This is a genomic window from Paraliomyxa miuraensis (assembly GCF_026337845.1).
Lineage (GTDB): Bacteria > Myxococcota_A > Polyangia > Nannocystales > Nannocystaceae > Paraliomyxa > Paraliomyxa miuraensis.
In genome coordinates this window covers 396,156-411,668 of the sequence record NZ_JAOVZF010000163.1, presented here as the reverse complement: position 1 = coordinate 411,668, position 15,513 = coordinate 396,156, and the positions used below count along the sequence as shown (strand labels likewise).

The 15,513-nt window shown below is 70.6% G+C and carries 13 protein-coding genes; 4 read left to right on the top strand and 9 right to left on the bottom strand.

The annotated features are described in order from the left end of the window. Positions 1–11 precede the first annotated feature (11 nt). The 3 genes from OEB96_RS41825 (at position 12) to OEB96_RS41815 (ending at position 2,927) form a co-directional block, all read left to right on the top strand. Entirely contained in the window at positions 12–1,073 is a 1,062-nt protein-coding gene (locus OEB96_RS41825; RefSeq protein WP_266222551.1) for a hypothetical protein, read from the top strand. Then, positions 1,073–1,903 (top strand): MBL fold metallo-hydrolase, encoded by an 831-nt coding sequence (locus OEB96_RS41820; RefSeq protein WP_266222550.1) that lies wholly within the window; start codon positions 1,073–1,075, stop codon positions 1,901–1,903. Before OEB96_RS41825 ends, OEB96_RS41820 begins: the two co-directional genes overlap by 1 nt. A gap of 76 nt (positions 1,904–1,979) precedes the next feature. Beyond that, the gene (locus OEB96_RS41815; protein WP_266222548.1) at positions 1,980–2,927 is read left to right on the top strand and encodes an OmpA/MotB family protein; all 948 of its coding nucleotides are present in this window, start codon (positions 1,980–1,982) and stop codon (positions 2,925–2,927) included. An 18-nt stretch (positions 2,928–2,945) separates the two neighbouring features. Here the strand turns inward: OEB96_RS41815 and OEB96_RS41810 are convergent, their stop codons facing one another. The 5 genes from OEB96_RS41810 to OEB96_RS41790 all read right to left on the bottom strand — a co-directional run bounded on the left by OEB96_RS41810 (position 2,946) and on the right by OEB96_RS41790 (position 9,155). Next, entirely contained in the window at positions 2,946–4,385 is a 1,440-nt protein-coding gene (locus OEB96_RS41810; RefSeq protein ID WP_266222547.1) for a hypothetical protein, read from the bottom strand. Then, positions 4,382–5,890: a di-heme oxidoredictase family protein gene (locus tag OEB96_RS41805; protein ID WP_266222546.1), complete on the bottom strand. Its 1,509-nt coding sequence runs from the start codon at positions 5,888–5,890 to the stop codon at positions 4,382–4,384. Before OEB96_RS41805 ends, OEB96_RS41810 begins: the two co-directional genes overlap by 4 nt. Next, positions 5,887–7,353 (bottom strand): di-heme oxidoredictase family protein, encoded by a 1,467-nt coding sequence (locus OEB96_RS41800; protein WP_266222545.1) that lies wholly within the window; start codon positions 7,351–7,353, stop codon positions 5,887–5,889. The genes OEB96_RS41805 and OEB96_RS41800 overlap by 4 nt, the downstream gene beginning before the upstream one ends. Next, complete coding sequence (locus OEB96_RS41795; RefSeq protein WP_266222544.1) at positions 7,335–8,243, bottom strand: hypothetical protein; 909 nt, start codon at positions 8,241–8,243, stop codon at positions 7,335–7,337. The genes OEB96_RS41800 and OEB96_RS41795 overlap by 19 nt, the downstream gene beginning before the upstream one ends. A 183-nt stretch (positions 8,244–8,426) precedes the next feature. Continuing rightward, on the bottom strand, positions 8,427–9,155 hold the full coding sequence (locus OEB96_RS41790; protein ID WP_266222543.1) for a hypothetical protein: 729 nt from the start codon (positions 9,153–9,155) through the stop codon (positions 8,427–8,429). Positions 9,156–9,336: 181 nt separating this feature from the next. On the opposite strand from OEB96_RS41790, the gene OEB96_RS41785 reads away from it, so the two are divergent. Next, a complete protein-coding gene (locus OEB96_RS41785; RefSeq protein WP_266222542.1) occupies positions 9,337–10,860 on the top strand; it encodes a hypothetical protein in 1,524 nt (507 codons plus the stop codon). Here OEB96_RS41785 and OEB96_RS41780 read toward each other — a convergent pair. The 4 genes from OEB96_RS41780 to OEB96_RS41765 form a co-directional block, all read right to left on the bottom strand. Beyond that, the gene (locus OEB96_RS41780) at positions 10,774–11,472 is read right to left on the bottom strand and encodes a hypothetical protein (protein WP_266222541.1); all 699 of its coding nucleotides are present in this window, start codon (positions 11,470–11,472) and stop codon (positions 10,774–10,776) included. The genes OEB96_RS41785 and OEB96_RS41780 overlap by 87 nt on opposite strands. A gap of 5 nt (positions 11,473–11,477) precedes the next feature. After that, positions 11,478–13,223 carry an FG-GAP repeat domain-containing protein gene (locus tag OEB96_RS41775; protein WP_266222540.1) on the bottom strand — a complete coding sequence of 582 codons (1,746 nt, stop codon included), beginning with the start codon at positions 13,221–13,223 and terminating at the stop codon, positions 11,478–11,480. A gap of 32 nt (positions 13,224–13,255) precedes the next feature. Continuing rightward, complete coding sequence (locus OEB96_RS41770; RefSeq protein WP_266222539.1) at positions 13,256–14,698, bottom strand: hypothetical protein; 1,443 nt, start codon at positions 14,696–14,698, stop codon at positions 13,256–13,258. 121 nt (positions 14,699–14,819) lie between these two features. Next, positions 14,820–15,419: a hypothetical protein gene (locus OEB96_RS41765; RefSeq protein WP_266222538.1), complete on the bottom strand. Its 600-nt coding sequence runs from the start codon at positions 15,417–15,419 to the stop codon at positions 14,820–14,822. Positions 15,420–15,513: the final 94 nt, after the last annotated feature.

Below are 15,513 nucleotides of genomic sequence, written 5' to 3'. Positions count from 1 at the left end.
AGTAGCGTCGGATGAGCAGTAAGGACGCGTTGATGAAGCAGTCGACGATCGGCACGTTGGGAGCGGTTCTCTTGCTGGCCCCGGCCTGCCGGGACACCGGAGGAAGCGAGGGCGGCAGCGACGACTCGGGAGGCATCGTCACCATCGATGGTTCCTCCTCCACTGGCTTCGACGACTCGTTCCTCGACGAGTCGGGCACGGGCACCACGGGAGATCCCATGCCCACGTTCCGCTGCAACGCGGTCGATTTCATCTTCGTGATCGACAACTCGCCCTCCATGCTCGACGAGCAGCAGTTCCTCGTGCAGGGCGTGCCGGGCTTCGTCAGCGCGATGCAGAACGCGCTGCCCAGCGTCGAGAGCATCCAGGTGGGCGTGATCGACACCGACAGCTATCCGGGGCTGGGCACGATCGAGAACCCGCTCGACGGCTGCGACCCGGAGGTGGTGCCCGACTGCAGCGTGTGCGACTACCAGCTGGGGGCGTTCCTCGACAAACCCGAGAGCGCCAGCGATCCCGAGACCAGCTGCAACTTCTCCACCGGCAAGAACTTCATGGACGGGTTCGGGGACGACTTCGCCAACGAGTTCGGCTGCGCGGCCCTGGTGGGCGCGGTGGGCAATCCCATCGAGCAACAGGCCGGGGCGGTCGTGGCGGCGGTCTCGGAGGATCTGCAGGGAGCGGGCGCCTGCAACGAGGGCTTCGTGCGCGACGACGCCTTGCTGGTGGTGCTGGTGATCAGCGACGAGGAGGACAACTGGGCCTCTCCGCCCGAGCCCCAGGGGGGCAGCGTGGGCGAGCCGGGCGAGTGGTTCGATGCGCTGGTGGCGGCCAAGAACGGTCGCGATGCCAACGTGGTGGGCCTGGGGCTCGTGGGCGGCTCGCCCAAGTTCGACGACTGTGCCGACCTGTCGCAGGGCGTGGATGGAGCCGAGCAGTCGTCGCGGCTGGTCGACTTCGTGGAGCGCTTCCCCACCAACTTCGTGGGCAGCGTGTGCAGCGAGGGCTACGGCGACTTCTTCCAGGAGGCGCTGGTCAAGGTGTCCGAGGGCTGCGCCAACTTCATTCCGTGATGGACCGCCTCGAGACGCTCGCCCCCGGGGTCGGTCGCCTGCCGCTGCGCACGCCGACCCTGCCGCCGGCCACGTCGACCAACCTGCTCATCGTGGGGCACTCGCGCCTCGTCCTGATCGAGCCGGCCACCCCGTTCGAAGACGAGCGGCGCGTGCTCGACCAGGTGCTCGAGGCGCTCGCGGCCGAGGGGCGTCGCGTGGAGCTGCTGGTGGTCACCCATCATCACGTCGATCACATCGGCGACGTGGAGCGGCTGCAGCAGCGGCTGGGAGTCCCCGTTGGCGCTCACCCCGAGACGGCGGCCCGGCTGTCGATGCCGGTCGATCGGCGGCTCGAGGACGGCGACGAGCTCGATCTGGGCGAGGGGATCCGCATGCGAGCGGTCCATACTCCGGGGCATGCGCCCGGGCACCTGGTGCTGCACGAGCTGTCCTCGGGCATCGCTCACGCGGGTGACATGGTGGCGGGAGAGGGGACGATCCTCATCGATCCCGAGGACGCCGGGGACATGGGGCAGTACCTCGACTCGCTGCGGCGCATGGGCGAGCTGGGGACGCGCGCGCTGGTGCCCGCGCACGGGCCGACCCTGAAGGAGCCCCGAGCGGTGGTCGATCACTACGTGCGACACCGGCTGCGACGCGAGGCCAAGGTGCTCGCGGCGATCGACGCGGGGGCGGAGGACGAGGGCGAGATCTTGGCCCGGGCCTATGACGACACGCCGCGGGTTCTGTGGCCGCTGGCTGCTCGCGCGCTCGAGGCCCACCTGCGCAAGCTGGAGGTCGACGGGGTGATCGAGCGGCACCAAGGCCGCAGCCGTCGAGGCGGATAGCCGGCCCCGGTGGGCTCTGGTGGCGGCGCCGATCCTGCGCGTGTGCAAGAGGCACGCTTGAGGCAGCATGCAGGGCATGCGGACCCGAGCCCTCCCGGTCTCCATCGTTCGATTCGGTCTCGCCCTTGGTCTCGCCCTCGGCGCCGCGGGCTGCGTGACCAAGACCAAGCACGAGGCGCTGCAGCGCGAGCTCGACGACACCGAGGCGGCGCTCCGCGCCGAGCAGGAGGCAGAGCGCCAGGCCTACGAGGAGCAGCTCGTCACGCGACAGGAGCGGATCGTCGATCTCGAGCAGGCGATCACGCGCGCCCAGGCCGATGCCGACGCGGCCCAGCGGCAGATCGCCTCGCTGCAGGCGATGCTGGCGGCCAAGCAGAACGAGCTGGCCGAGCTCGAGCAGCGCATGGCGGAGACCGAGCGCGAGCTGGCGGCGCTCATCAAGAAGCGCGCCGATCTCAAGGCCACGCTCGACCAGATGTCGGCGGCGCTCGAGGAGGCGCGGCAGCGCCAGGCCGCGGCCGACCGCCGGGTGGCCGACTTCCGCGACATGCTGACCCGCTTTGCCAAGCTCATCGACGCGGGCAAGCTCAAGGTCAGCATCATCGACGGGCGCATGGTGCTCACGCTGCCGATGGACATCCTGTTCGCGAGCGGCAAGGCCGAGCTCACCGGGGAGGGACGCGACTCGCTGCTCGAGGTGGGCGCGGGGCTGGCCACGATCCCGGGCAAGGAATTCCAGATCGAGGGGCACACCGACAACGTGCCGATCAAGACCGCCAAGTACCCCTCGAACTGGGAGCTGGGGGCCGCCCGTGCGCTGGTGGTGCTGCGTGCGCTGGCCGAGGGAGGGGTGTCCGCCGAGCGGCTGAGCGCCGCCACCTACGGCGAGCTGCGCCCGGCCGCGAGCAATGAGACCGCGCAGGGCAAGGCGGCGAACCGGCGGATCGAGATCGTGGTGGTGCCGGACCTGAGCACCCTGCCGGGCTACGACGAGCTCAATCAGCTCAGCCGGGGCAAGGGCTGACGACGGGCGTGCGCTCGTCTACGGCAGCTCGGCCACGTAGACGCGACCATCGAGCACGCCTCCCTGCGCCCACGCCACCAGCACGCGCTCGGAGTCGGGTGCCACCGCGATCACCGGAGTGGGGGCCAGGCCCGCCACGGGGAGGGAGAGCGGCTCGCTCGGCAGCCAGGCATCGGTGTGCGGCTGGTAGCGCCGCGCCACCACGCGCCAGCGAGCATCGCCTTCGCGCTCGGCCCACGCGACCACCATGCCGCCTCGCGGACCGACCCCGAGGGCCGGGTGCACGGCCTCGGCCCCCGGGCTCGAGAGGGCGATGGGCTCGGCTATGCCCGTGCGGTCGCTCGAGCCCTGCCACACGTGGACGGTCGTCTCGTCGCCGCGGGTCTCGAACCAGGTGACGAAGAGGACGGGCTCGTCTGCGTCGACGGCCGAGGCGAACGCCACCTGGGGGCAGCGAGCGAATGCACCGGGCCGCGAGAGCGTGTCGTCGATCGACGAGGGCCGGTGCCACACGCCGTCGGGCTCGCGGGTGGCCAGGTACACGGGGAAGTCCCACTCGCCGTGCTGCTGCGTCCACGCGACGGCAGCGACGCCCGAGGCGTGCAGCGCGGGCCAGGGGTTGGCCTCGGCATGACTGTCCACGGGGCCGCCCGAGGGCGAGAGGAAGCCGTCGGCCGGTGGCTGGCTCGGCGGCTCGCCGGGCTCGCGACGCTCGCTGACGTAGACCATCAGATCGTCGACCGGGGCCTGATACCAGGCGACGAGCAGCTCGCCGTCCTCGCCCACGGCCAGTCGTGGCGCATTGGCGTAGTTCACCGCGGGAGACAGCAGCTGCGCGGGCTCGCTGGGGAGCACGAACGGGCCCTCGGAAGCGGCCTCGCGACGGCCGAGCGCCACGCCGAAGTGGGCGCCCGTCCACTGGTTCCACAGCACCAGTGCCTCGCCGTCGGGGGCGAGCGCGACTCGGGGCTCGTAGGCCGTCTCGCTCCACGAGAGCGGGGCGTCCGCCGCGGGCCAGCGCCAGCGACCCTCGCGATCGCGCGTGGCCAGGTACACCGCACCGTCCTCGCGCTGCTGCTTCCAGGTCACCAGCGCCGCGCCATCGTCCCCCACGGCGACGGCGGGCTCGAGCCCGCTGCCCGGACCGGCGAGCGCGTGCATGAGCGTCCAGGTCTCGTGCCTGCGCTCGGCCAGCACCACGGGGCCATCGGCGTTCATCACCACGTGGGCCCAGGCCACCAGCGCATCGCCATCGCGACCGAGCGCCGCCTGAACGTCACGCGCTCCGGGCTCGCTCAGGGCATCATCGACGGCGGGCACGGTCCACGCACGTAGCACGCAGCGATCGCCGTCCGGGCGCGACCAGGCGGTGCACTCGAGCTCGGACGGCGCCGGGGATGCGCAGGCACACGCGAGCACGAGCGCCACCAGCGGGCTCTGGCGCGCGCACGGGCTCATGGCGTCACCAAGCGTCGCGCCCGGGTCAGCGAGGTCAGGAACACGCGCAGGGGCGCTCGCTCGGCGTCGTCGAGAGCCGCGAAGGCTTCGGCCGAGCCCAGCGCTTCGCCCCCGTGCAGCAGGATCGCGTCCTCGAGGGTGGGGGCCCGTCCGTCGTGCAGATAGGGGCCGCTGCGCGCGACGCCCCAAAGCGGAGGCGTGATGAACTCGTCACCGGCCACTCCCTGGTCGGTGTGGGCTTCGGCCAGGCCCGAGCCCATGCGGTGGCGGCGGAGATCGCTGAACAGCCGCACGCGCAGGGTGCCGTCCTCGACCGACGGGGCGAGGCGGGGCTCGGCGCCCTCGGCGGTGAGGTCAGCGGTGAGCGACGGGCCACCGTAGCGATGCGGCAGCACCCATCGTGCGCTGTCGAGCGGCAGCTCGGGCACGTGACAGCCCGCGCAGCCCAGACGATCGAAGTCGAGCCGCCCGCGTGCCCACAGGCTCGCGAGCCACGGGTCCTCGGGCGGCTGCTCCTGCGGCAGCTCTTGCAGGGCCACGAACAGGGTCAGCACCGACACCTGGCCCTCGTTGATCTCCTCGATTACGCCGTCACCGTCGGGGTCGTCGCCGCCCTTGTCGCCCACGCGGGGCTCGTTGCCCTGGATGACCAGGTGCTCGCTCTGCATGCCGTGGTGGATGAGCAGCGAGTCCTCCACCACGTCGCGAATGGTGGCCACCGTGCCCTTCCACCCAAAGGGCTTGATGACGAGGTCGGGATCGACGCCCTCGATCTCGTCGCGGTCCACGTTGCCCTCGGGGTCGACGGTGATGGACCCGAAGCGGATGCCCTTGGCCATCAGCGGCAGCTCGATCGCATAGCCGGCCTGCGCGGCGAACGTCAGCGCCTCGACCTCGATCGCGCGCAGCTCGGCGGTCATCTCGACGGCGAGCCGCTCGCGTAGACCAGCCCCGACCAGCGCGGGAGGGTTGCGCGCGATGGTGCTCGACTGGTGGACGCCGTCGCCGCGGAACATCGCGTTGTCGGCCGCATCTCCGGCTCCGGCCAGGCCGCCCCGCCAGTGGCACGACGCGCAGCGCAAGGCGTCGGGACCACCGCGGCGGCCCGCGTGGAAGCGCCGCAGCGGGGGCTCCTGCGCGGCCCCCATGCCCACCGCGCGCGTGAAGTGGAGGGTGAAGAGCTGACCGCCGAGCTGGTACAGCTCGCCCACGCTCCACAGCCCGGCGTCGATCTCGACCTGCCGGACCCGGGTGCTGCGCCACAGGTGGCCCGGCTGCACCGCATCGAGGAAGCGCTGCTCTCGGCGCCACGCATCCTGCTGCAGGGCCTGGTACGCTTGGCCCTGGTCGTCGTCGGGGCGCGTGCGAGAGATCGTGCCGATCGTCCGGGCCTGCTCGCGCTCGAGCGACGAGCCGAATCCATCGAGGCCTCCACACGCCACCGTCGACACCAGCATCAGCCACGGCGCTCCGCGGCGGCCGGGGCGGGCACGGGTCGCGCTCACTGGGGCACCCGCAGTCGCGGCGCCCGCGACAGCGACAGCAGGAACACGTGCACGTCGGCTTGCTCGTCGGGCGTGAGGGTGGTGAAGGCGATGCGCGAGTCCTCGGCCTCGCCACCATGGGCCAGGATCGCCTCGACGATGGTGGTGGCCCGACCGTCGTGGAGATAGGGCGGTGACTCGGCCAGGCCCCACAGCGGGCGGGTGAGGAACACGGCGGGCTGGATCTCCGAGGCGCTCACCTCATGGGGATCGGCCAGCTCCGGGCCCATGTCGTGACGCCGCAGGTCGCTGAACAGCTGCACGCGCGAGCCGGCCTTGGGCTGCTCGCCGTCGAGCTGGAGGTTGACGACGACCGGGTCGCCGTCGGTGGTGTCGGGCCACTCCTCCCAGATCGAGCTCAGCAGCACGAGCTCGCGGCGGTGGCAATCGTTGCAGCCGATCGTCTCGAACAGCGCGCTTCCGCGGGCCCAGCGATCGCGCAGCCCGGGATCGTGGGGAGGGATGACCTGCGGCGACTCGAGCATGGCCAGGTACACCGCGGTCGCGGTGAGGATCCCTTCCTCGAGCTCGCGGGCACGACCGTCGCCGTCGGGATCGTACCACTGCGGTCCCGGGCCCAGCCGATCGGGATCGGGCTGCAGCTGGTGGCCCAGGGTCAGCACGTGCGACTGGATCCCGAAGTGCACGAGCGCAGCATCCTCCACCGCCCGTCGCAGGGTGGAGAAGGTGCCCTTCCAGCCGAACGGCTTGATCACGAGGTCGTCGTCGATGCCCTCGAGCGCGGTGGTGTCCACGGTGCCGTCGGGCTCCACGCGCAGGCGTCCGAAGCTCACGCCCTTGCTCGACAGCTCCACGTCCGCCGCCTGGCCCGACGCGGCGGTCTGGGCAAGCGCCTCGTCGCGCTGCAGCTGGAGCTCGCGCGTCATCTCGGCCGCCAGCGCTTGCACGAAGCCCAGCCCGATCACCGCGGGCGGATTGCGGGCCACCGCCGTCTCGATGTCGTCGCCGTCGCCCCGCAGGTAGGCGTTCTGCGTGGCGGTGCCGGCCCCGTCGGCTCCGCCCACCGAGTGGCAGCCCGCACACGAGAACGAGTCGAGCCCTCCGCTTCGCCCATGATGGACCCGCTCCATGGGGACGGGCACGCCCTGCGAGCCGTAGCCGTCACTGGGTCGAAACACGTGGCCGAACAGCGAGTCGCCGAATCGAAACAGCTGGTCGAGATCCCAGAACCCGTCGTCGACGTCCTCCTGCAGCACGAAGATGTGCTCGGCGTCCTCGCCCTTCTCGGCCGCCTCCAGGAACTCCTCGAAGCGCTCGCGTTCGAACAGCTCGAGCGCCTCGGCGATCGCGGCCGACAGCTCGTCGTCGCTGGGGGGCTCGCCGCCCGGCCACGGCGACGGGTCGTCTCCGCCGACGGCGAGCGAGAGCAGGACGGCCGCGACTGCTAGCCCTCGGGCATGCATGGCGGGTTGCAGCATAGGATGGCCCGCATCTGCGTCCCGCACTCGAGCAGACCCGGCTGGGTATGGGTGGTGTCGACTCCGTCGTAGAACGTGTCGTTGTCGAAGAAGTAGTTCACCGCACCGCCACCCGGGAAGTCCACGTACTCGCCATCGGAGATATGGTTGGTCTGGTAGGTCCAGTCCACGCAGCGCCCGCCCGTGCCCGGGGCCGTGGGCACGCCACCGATGTCGGCGTTGGTCGTGCGATGCAGCCATGCGGTGGTGCCCCCCGGGATCGCGGCGAACTCACCCTTGGCCGCGGCCATCACCACCTGCTGGTAGTCGCACACGGTGACGCTCATCGGGTCGGGGTGGCCGACCCCGGTGGCGGCCTGTCGGCACAGCTCCTGGCCGGCGGCAAAGCCGATGAGTGCGCCGCTCTCCCAGCGCGAGGCGACCGAGGGGACGTTGGCCACGTAGATCGGCTCGCTGGCGCAGCTGTCCTCGCCGGTGGTCGAGTCGCCGGCCGTGTCGTCGACGGCACCGCAATCCGCGGCGCAGAACGCCGGATTGCCCATGTCGCACTCGCCGGGATCCTCGACCCCGTTGCCGCACAGGCCTCCCCCCGTGGTGCCGGTGCCGTCGGCGCTGTCGACGTCGGTGTCCGTTGCCGACTCGGTGGCCTCGCCGCCCGTCGGCTCGACGTCGCCGCACTGGCACGGGCCGAACGACGAGCCGTCGAGGCAGACCTGCACCCCGCTGCCTCCGCCTGGACATGCGCATGCGACCTGCTGGCCTGCCACGCACGAGCCCGCGCTTCCGTCCCCGTCCTCGCCGCTGCCACCGCACGCCAATGCGATGCCACCCAAGAGGCCCAGCAACGATCCCCCCAATAGACGATAGAGCTGCATGATCTTGAAAATCCGATCCTCGGTGTGGAGCCATGGGCCCCGGATGAGTGTCGCCGTCGGGGCAGGGGGGAATCAACGCCTTCGCGCGCTCATCTGCATCTCCCCCCGGCAGTAGGACACCGCCGCACCCGTCGTTTCCGGGGTCGAACGCGGCCTCGGGCTCGGGAGGCGCTCGATCACGGTTCAGCCGCCATCCCAGGCGGCTGCGTCGGGGGCGCTCGCCTCCAGCCAGGCGCCCAGCAGGGCGTAGTCCTCGGCCGACAGCGACCCGAAGTCGAGGGCGTCGCAGTAGAAGGGCGGGGGCATGCTCAGCTCCACCACGGCGCGCTGTCGCACGCGCTCGTGGACGACCGTGCCCATGAACGTCGAGTGGAAGTCCTGCCAGGTGGCCATGGGCATCGCGCCGAAGTACGTGGGCACCTCGGGATCGACCTGCTCGGGGTCCAGGTAGTGGCAGCCGCAGTTGTTCTCGAGCACCAGCCCGATCGAGGGCGGGAGCACCTCGGCCCCGTCTCCCGCGACCACCGGGCTGTCGAACCCGGGGGCCAGCGCCTCGATCGAGCACGTCAGCAACTCCTCGCCCGTGCCGCCCCCGGTCTCCACGGGGCAGCGCGCCTCGAGCTCGTCGATGCACATGGCATCGCAGGCGGCCGCGGTCGCGGAGTCGCTCCAGCACGAGCCTGCGGGGCCGTACTCGGCCTCGGCCTCGGGCAATCGCTCCGGCTCGACGCCGGCGAGGCACGCGAGGTAGTCCGCGCAGGCGGGGGTTTGGGTCGTGCCTCCGCTCGAGTCGGGGGCAGCCGAGCTGCTCGAGGAGCTGCCGGTGCTGGTGTCCTCGGTGGTCCCGCCACCCAGCGGCGGGGGCTCGCCTCGGCAGGCCGTGGGCGCGCCCACGAGCGCCACCGCCAGCATCGGCGCGACTCTCGTGGTTCCTTGGCCCCGCCGGGGTCCGTGCGTCGCCGGCCTCACGCCGTGGGGATCCTACCAGGGTCGGATGCCGGTCGGTCGGGCGATCCGCGGTCCTCGCCCCTGGTCAGACCCTCGACGTTGGCGGTATCCCGAGCGGGTGCGGACCCGGGCGGCCATGGTCGCGATGACGCTGCTGATGACTGCGGCGGGGTGTCGTGGGCGAGCCTCCACCGCTCCGGACGACGCACGCATGCCGGGGCCCGCCGAGGGGGCGCTGCCGCTCCCGCCCGCCGAGGGGTTCGCAGTGCTGCCCTGGGGTACGCGGGTCTACGTGGAGCCCCACGTCGGCGGGCCCTCCGTCCAGCTCGGCGTCACGATGTCCTCGCCTACGCCCTGGCCCACCGGCGGGACCGTGGTGCGAGTGGTGGGCGAGCGCGATGGCCTGGTCGAGATCGCCCCGCTACGCGGCGACGAGCTCCAGTACGGGCGGCACTGCGGGACCGTGCTCGATAGCGATGCGTTCGACGTGCGGCTCTACGTCTCGCGGTGGTCGCCCGCCCTCGTGCTCGCCCGCACGCACGAGCAGGTCGACGACGAGGGGCATGTGTCGTCGTTGCGCCCCGGCGCCGTCGTGCAGCGGATCGCTGGAGATCCCGAGGGCGCATGGGCGGTCTCGGCCGGGGGACTGGCGCTGCGAGCCTCGCTGCCCGACGACGCGGTGGGGCGTAGCTATCGGAGGCCCGATCCGGTCTCCGGCTCGGCGTGGAGGGTCGACGACTCGGTGCACCCGACCTTCGATGGATGGCCGGTGGCGTTCGATCGAATGTACGGCGAGGTCACGATCGGCGCGGTGGAGCCCGACGACGAGGGATATCGCGTCGAGCTGCTCAGCCCGTGCGCTCGGGTCACCGTCTCGACGGCTCGAGAACCGCCGCCGCCGCCGCCCGAGCCGCACTTCGAATTCGGGCTCGGGGCTCCCGACCTGATGCTGCCCACGGTGCCGTTCGTCGACGGTCTCGCGCTCGCCCCGGTTCCCGCGGTCGATGCCGGTCCCGCTCACGACGAGACCGAGCCCGAGCTCGAGCCACCGCGGTTCGAGTTCATCGGTGACGACGGCATCATGGGACAGCTCCTCCCGCTGCCGCCCCAGTGGGTGTTCGAGGAAGGCGCGCCGATCTACCCGAGCCCGGCGGGGCCTGCCGTCGGCACGCTTGCTCAGTTGCGCGTGTTCCACGAGGACGCCTGGCTCGCGGGCGATCGGATCTGCTTCCGGACCTCGTTTGGTGCGCGCTTCGTTCCGGCCTTGCCGGTGTGCCTCGATGGTGTGGAGGGGCGCTTGCACGATCCCCAGAAGGACCTCCACGACGGCATTCCCGATCTGGTGCGGCCCGAGTCCTTGATCCTCTACGGTGCGCTGGATCGTCCCGACGTGGAGCGAGCCATGCGGATCCACCGGCACGAGCTGCGGCGCTGCGCGTACGAAGGGCACTCGCGGTCCGGCCGGCTCGTGCTGACGTTCGTCGTACGCCCCTCGGGCCAGGTGTCCGGGGTCGAGGTCCACACCAGCACGCTGTTGGGCCACAAGGATCGCTGCATGGAGCGAGCGGCCGAGGCGTGGGTGCTACCGGCGCCCACCAATGGGAAGCCGGCGAGCGTCAGGCTCTCGGTCGAGGTCGGCCAGTTCGGCTCGGGGGGAGGCTCTGGCTAGCGACGCTCGCAGGTGCGGGGCGGCGTCGATCACCGTGGGGCGAGTGGTGCGGGCCCACTCGATCAGGCGGTCCTCGTCGCCGGGCGCGGGGGCCAGGCGCGGGCGCCGGGACAGGATGCGCACGATGCGACGGCCGACCTCGGTGGGATCGCAGTAGGCCCTCGGCGAGCCGGCGTCGCGAAGGTACGCGCACAGCATCGTGACGCGCCGTGCATGCGACGGGTCGGGCCACGTCACTGCGTGCTCGGGCAGCGTGGTCCCGTGCTCGACCGCTCGGAGGTAGGCCGCGTCCACGCGCGGGTCCTCGAGCCAGCAGCCGTCGAGCAGCAGCTCCACCCCGACGTGGGCGGCCGCCATCGCCGGGCCGCGGGCGAGCCCGAGCGCCTGCAGCTCGGTGCGCGCCCGAGTGCACAGCGCCACGAAGGTCTCGGCGCCGTGGAAGAGCTCGTCGATGCGGTGGTGACAGGCCACGCCGTCGGCCAGCTCGGGGTCGAGGATCGGCCCCAGCCGCGCTCCGCACATGCGCACGAAGTCGGGCAGCATCGCGCCGAGCACGAACCCGGGGGCGTCTCGCTCCCAGCCCGCAGCCATGGCGTGACCGACGAAGTTCATGGGGATCAAGGCTCGGAGATCAGCAGGCTGACGTCGTCGTCGTTCTCGTTGGTCACGAGGATGTCGAGCACGCCGTCGCCGTTGATGTCGCCCACCGCGACCCCGGTGGGAGCGCTGCCCGTGGGCACGGTGGCCGCGGACGCGAAGCCGCCCACGCCGTTGCCCTCGAGCACGCTCACCGTCGCATCGCCGGCGTTGGCGATGGCCAGGTCGAGCACGCCATCGCCCGAGAGATCGCCCGCCGCGATCGCCACCGGGAGGTCACCGGTCGAGAACGGGATGCCGCCGCCGAAGCCACCCACGCCGTTGCCGAGCAGCACCGTGACCAGGTCCATGTCGCCGCTGGTCACCAGCGCATCGAGATCGCCATCACCATTGACGTCGACCACGACCAGCGCCGAGCTCGTGCCCAGCACCGCGGTATTGGACGGGGCGCCGAACAGACCGCCGCCGTTGCCCGCCATCAGCGTCAGGTTGGCACCGTTGGCCAGCACCGCGTCGAAGTTGGCGTCGCCGTTGAAGTCGCCCACCGCGATCGCCTGCGGCGACCCGCCCACGACGAAGCTCGTGCCCACTCCCAGCCCACCCACGCCATCGCCGGGCAGCAGGCGTAGATCGTTGGTCGCCGAGTTGGCGGTGACCACGTCGAGGTTGCCGTCCTCGTCGAAGTCGCCGAAGCCCACGCCCTGCGGCATGTTGCCGGTGGTGAACGCCATCGAGGCGCCGAAGCTGCCCGCGCCGTTGCCCAGCAGCACGCTCACCGTACCCGCGAGCGCGTTGGCCACCACCAGATCGAGGTTGCCGTCGCCGTTCAGATCGTCGGTGCCGAGGGCCGAAGGTCCGTCGCCCACCGGGAACACGGCCTGGGCGCCGAAGAAGCCCGCGCCATTGCCTAGCCGTCGGCTCACGTCGTCGGAGAGGCCGTTGGCGGTGAGCAGGTCGAGATCGCCGTCGCCGTCGAGATCGAGCAGCAGGATCGCGGTGGGGCCGTTGCCCACCGACACGCTCACGCCATCGAGGTAGCAGTACTCGCCCGCCTCGACCACGCCGTTGCCACACACGCCGCCGCCGGTCGAGCCGGTCGAGCCGGAACTCGAGTCCGAGCTCGAGCCGGAGCTCGAGTCGGTCGAGGCATCGGTGGTCGAACTCGAGGTCGAGGGGTCGGTGGTCGAGCTCGAGGTCGAGGGGTCGGTCGTCGGGCCCGTCGTGCTCGTCGGGGGGCTGTCGGTCGTGGTCTCGGTGTCGCCGATCCCCGTGTCGGTGCCGGTGCCGGTCCCTCCATCGACGCTGCCCTCGATGAGGCCGTAGTGGAACGAGAGCGACGTGTCGTGGGCGGACACGGTGCGCGCGGTCTCGTCGGCTGCGATGCGGGCCAGGGGCTCCCAGCGGCCGCCCGTGTCGATGGCGACGCTCAGCGCCGCGAGGTCGCGACCGGTCACGTCCGAGGGTGCATAGCGGTAGGTCACCGTCGACTCGGCCGCCAGCGCCAGGTTGGGCTGCACGCGATACGCCGGCCCGATGCTCGCGGGCGCGTCTCCGGACTGCGCGATCGAGATCAGCACCGTCTCGGCGAGCGCGCCCGCGGGGATCTCGATCACGAGGTTGCCGTCGATCGAGCGCGCCGTTCCGCCCTCGGGACCGATCTCGATCGTCGAGCCGGCCTCGGGCTCGTCCACGACCGAGCCCTCATTGCAGGCCGCGACGAGCGCAAATGGCGCGAGGACGAGGATGGCGGCCAACTTGGCGTGCATGTGCGGATGCTAACACGGGGGACGGGAGGGGATCAGGGGGCGAATTTCGCGAGCCAGGTGTCGTCGCCGTCGTCGGTGTCGAGGCTCCCTGCGACGAAGAGGCGGCCGTGGGAATCGAGGTCGACCGCGCCTGCGCTCTGGATCGTGATCGAGCTTGGCTTGTACGGGCTGCCGACTCGCTGCTCCCACTGCAAGTTGCCGTTGGGGTCGTAGCGTTGGATCAGGGACTGGATTTGGACGTCTTCGGAGGGGTCGGAGTACGAGCCCACGACGAACGCCCCTCCACCGGGCGCAGCTACGACGCCTTGTGCGTCTGCCCAGCCTGCCGGATCCGCCGGCGAGAATCTGGTCGACCACTGCTCGACACCATCGGAATCGAAGGCCGTCACCCACCACTCGTATGTCGGCCAGTCCGTGCCGATCACGTAGATCCAGCCATCGTCGCCGATGCTGACGTTGGTTGCGCCGGGGTGCTCCGGGTGAATGTGTGTCCATAGCTCGGCATTGGAGATCGAGTACTTGCGGAGCCACAGTTGTGCGCTAGGGCCGAACTGGCCCGCGACGACGAAGCTCCCGCCGGGATCCGATGCGACCGACAGGAAACCTGGGGTCATCGGCAGTTCCTCGGTCCACACCACGTTGCCTACGGATCCGAAGCGACGTAGCCAAGCGAGCCCTGTCGCGTCGCCCGAGACGACGAATCCACCATCCGAGAGCGCGGTGATGCTCCGCGAATAGGACGGGACAGGATAAGTCTCGTTCCAGTCGTTTGCTCCGTCGATCGTGAATCCGAGGATCCAGGGTTCGCTTAGGCCTTGTTGATGCCCAGCGATGCCGACGGTGAAGGCGTTCGAAACGTCGAGGTCGAACGGTCGGGGGCGCTCGAGCGACACGGGAACGGAGTACATGAGCTCGCCGTCGTTGGTGTAGCGACGTAGCGTCATGCCGTCTTGAAGGTGGGCGCCAGAAGCAACGAGCACCGTATCGTCGGGAGCGACCGCCATCGCCCTCGACTCGTCGTCCCCAAGCAGGCCACCTGCGTCATAGTGTAGATCCCACAATGGTGTGCCCGAGACGATGCAGTCGATGTTGCAGCCATTGCCATCGACGTCATCACCATCATCACAGGCTTCGCCGTGGGCTTGGTCGAGTAGGCCGTCGCCGCAGTAGGGTGCCAGGGACAGGCAATCGTTGGCGCAGCCTCCGTACGCGCCGTCGTTCGTGCCGTCGTCGCAGACCTCTCCGGGATCGAGCTGCCCGTTGCCACAGTACGCAACCTCACCGCTGCTCGATCCTTCGTCGAGGCCGTCTCCTCCCGTCGAGGCGTCGAATGTGGATGCCTCCGAAGAGGACGGGCTACCCGTAGTCCCAGTGCTGCCCTCGTCGTCGAGCGGCGTGACGATCGGCGAGAAGCAGGCAGAAGCGAAGGTCAGCACACAAAGATGTGCAGGGAGCGGGTTGCGCCGCGTCAGCATGGCCCCATCCATCGGCCGCTGCTCACCACGGCGGCCTCATGGCCACGATACCCCAGAAATGATGGCCATGAGGCCCGACATTGCTCGGGCCCCGCTCGTCGAGGCGCGCGAAAATCGCGAGCTACGGCTGGGCGCCGTCGAGAATCCACTGCTCGATGAGGTCGAGATCGACCTGGGCGAGCGGAGGGGCCATCGCAGGCATGGGACCACCTTCCCCTGGACCCTGGGTGTCGTTGATCTTGTGCCACAGGAAGCTGGCGTCGGGATCCCCCGGCTCGATGCGATCCTGGTCGTTCGCCATGTTGGCCGAGGGCACGTCGACCAGGTTGCCGTAGGCAGTCGCGGCATCGGGCATCTGCAGCATCCCGGGTCCTCCACCAACATGGCAGCTGCAGTTCGCGTCGATGATCGGATACACGTCCATCTCGAAGCTCAGCGCCGGCTCTTCCGTCGTGCTCGTCGGTTCCTCGGTCGTGCTCGTCGGCTCCTCGGTCGTGCTCGTCGGCTCTTCCGTCGTGGTCCCCGGACCCATGGTGGTCCCGGGCATATCGGTCGTGCTGGTACTGTCGGGATCGGTCGCCGTCGTCGACCCCGTGGTGGGCATGCCCGTCTCGCTTCCGCTATCCGCGGTGCCGGCTCCCTCGTCTCCGGTGTCGTCGCTCGGGCACCCGGTCAGCAGCAATCCAAGGCTCATTCCAGCAATCAGGCTCACGGTCTTCATGGACCGGGAGGATGCCTGCCCCCTCGCTGGGACACAACCGTCCACCTCCATGCGAAAGAGCCGCGTGGGCAATCCCGCGCGGCTCTTTCGTATC

Bases quoted from the DNA above. Each gene is read 5' to 3' on its own strand.
- OEB96_RS41825 (WP_266222551.1), top strand. From the start codon at position 12: ATGAGCAGTAAGGACGCGTTGATGAAGCAGTCGACGATCGGCACGTTG.
- OEB96_RS41820 (WP_266222550.1), top strand. From the start codon at position 1,073: ATGGACCGCCTCGAGACGCTCGCCCCCGGGGTCGGTCGCCTGCCGCTG.
- OEB96_RS41815 (WP_266222548.1), top strand. From the start codon at position 1,980: ATGCGGACCCGAGCCCTCCCGGTCTCCATCGTTCGATTCGGTCTCGCC.
- OEB96_RS41810 (WP_266222547.1), bottom strand. From the start codon at position 4,385: ATGAGCCCGTGCGCGCGCCAGAGCCCGCTGGTGGCGCTCGTGCTCGCG.
- OEB96_RS41800 (WP_266222545.1), bottom strand. From the start codon at position 7,353: ATGCATGCCCGAGGGCTAGCAGTCGCGGCCGTCCTGCTCTCGCTCGCC.
- OEB96_RS41795 (WP_266222544.1), bottom strand. From the start codon at position 8,243: ATGCAGCTCTATCGTCTATTGGGGGGATCGTTGCTGGGCCTCTTGGGT.
- OEB96_RS41790 (WP_266222543.1), bottom strand. From the start codon at position 9,155: ATGCTGGCGGTGGCGCTCGTGGGCGCGCCCACGGCCTGCCGAGGCGAG.
- OEB96_RS41785 (WP_266222542.1), top strand. From the start codon at position 9,337: ATGACGCTGCTGATGACTGCGGCGGGGTGTCGTGGGCGAGCCTCCACC.
- OEB96_RS41780 (WP_266222541.1), bottom strand. From the start codon at position 11,472: ATGAACTTCGTCGGTCACGCCATGGCTGCGGGCTGGGAGCGAGACGCC.
- OEB96_RS41775 (WP_266222540.1), bottom strand. From the start codon at position 13,223: ATGCACGCCAAGTTGGCCGCCATCCTCGTCCTCGCGCCATTTGCGCTC.
- OEB96_RS41770 (WP_266222539.1), bottom strand. From the start codon at position 14,698: ATGCTGACGCGGCGCAACCCGCTCCCTGCACATCTTTGTGTGCTGACC.
- OEB96_RS41765 (WP_266222538.1), bottom strand. From the start codon at position 15,419: ATGAAGACCGTGAGCCTGATTGCTGGAATGAGCCTTGGATTGCTGCTG.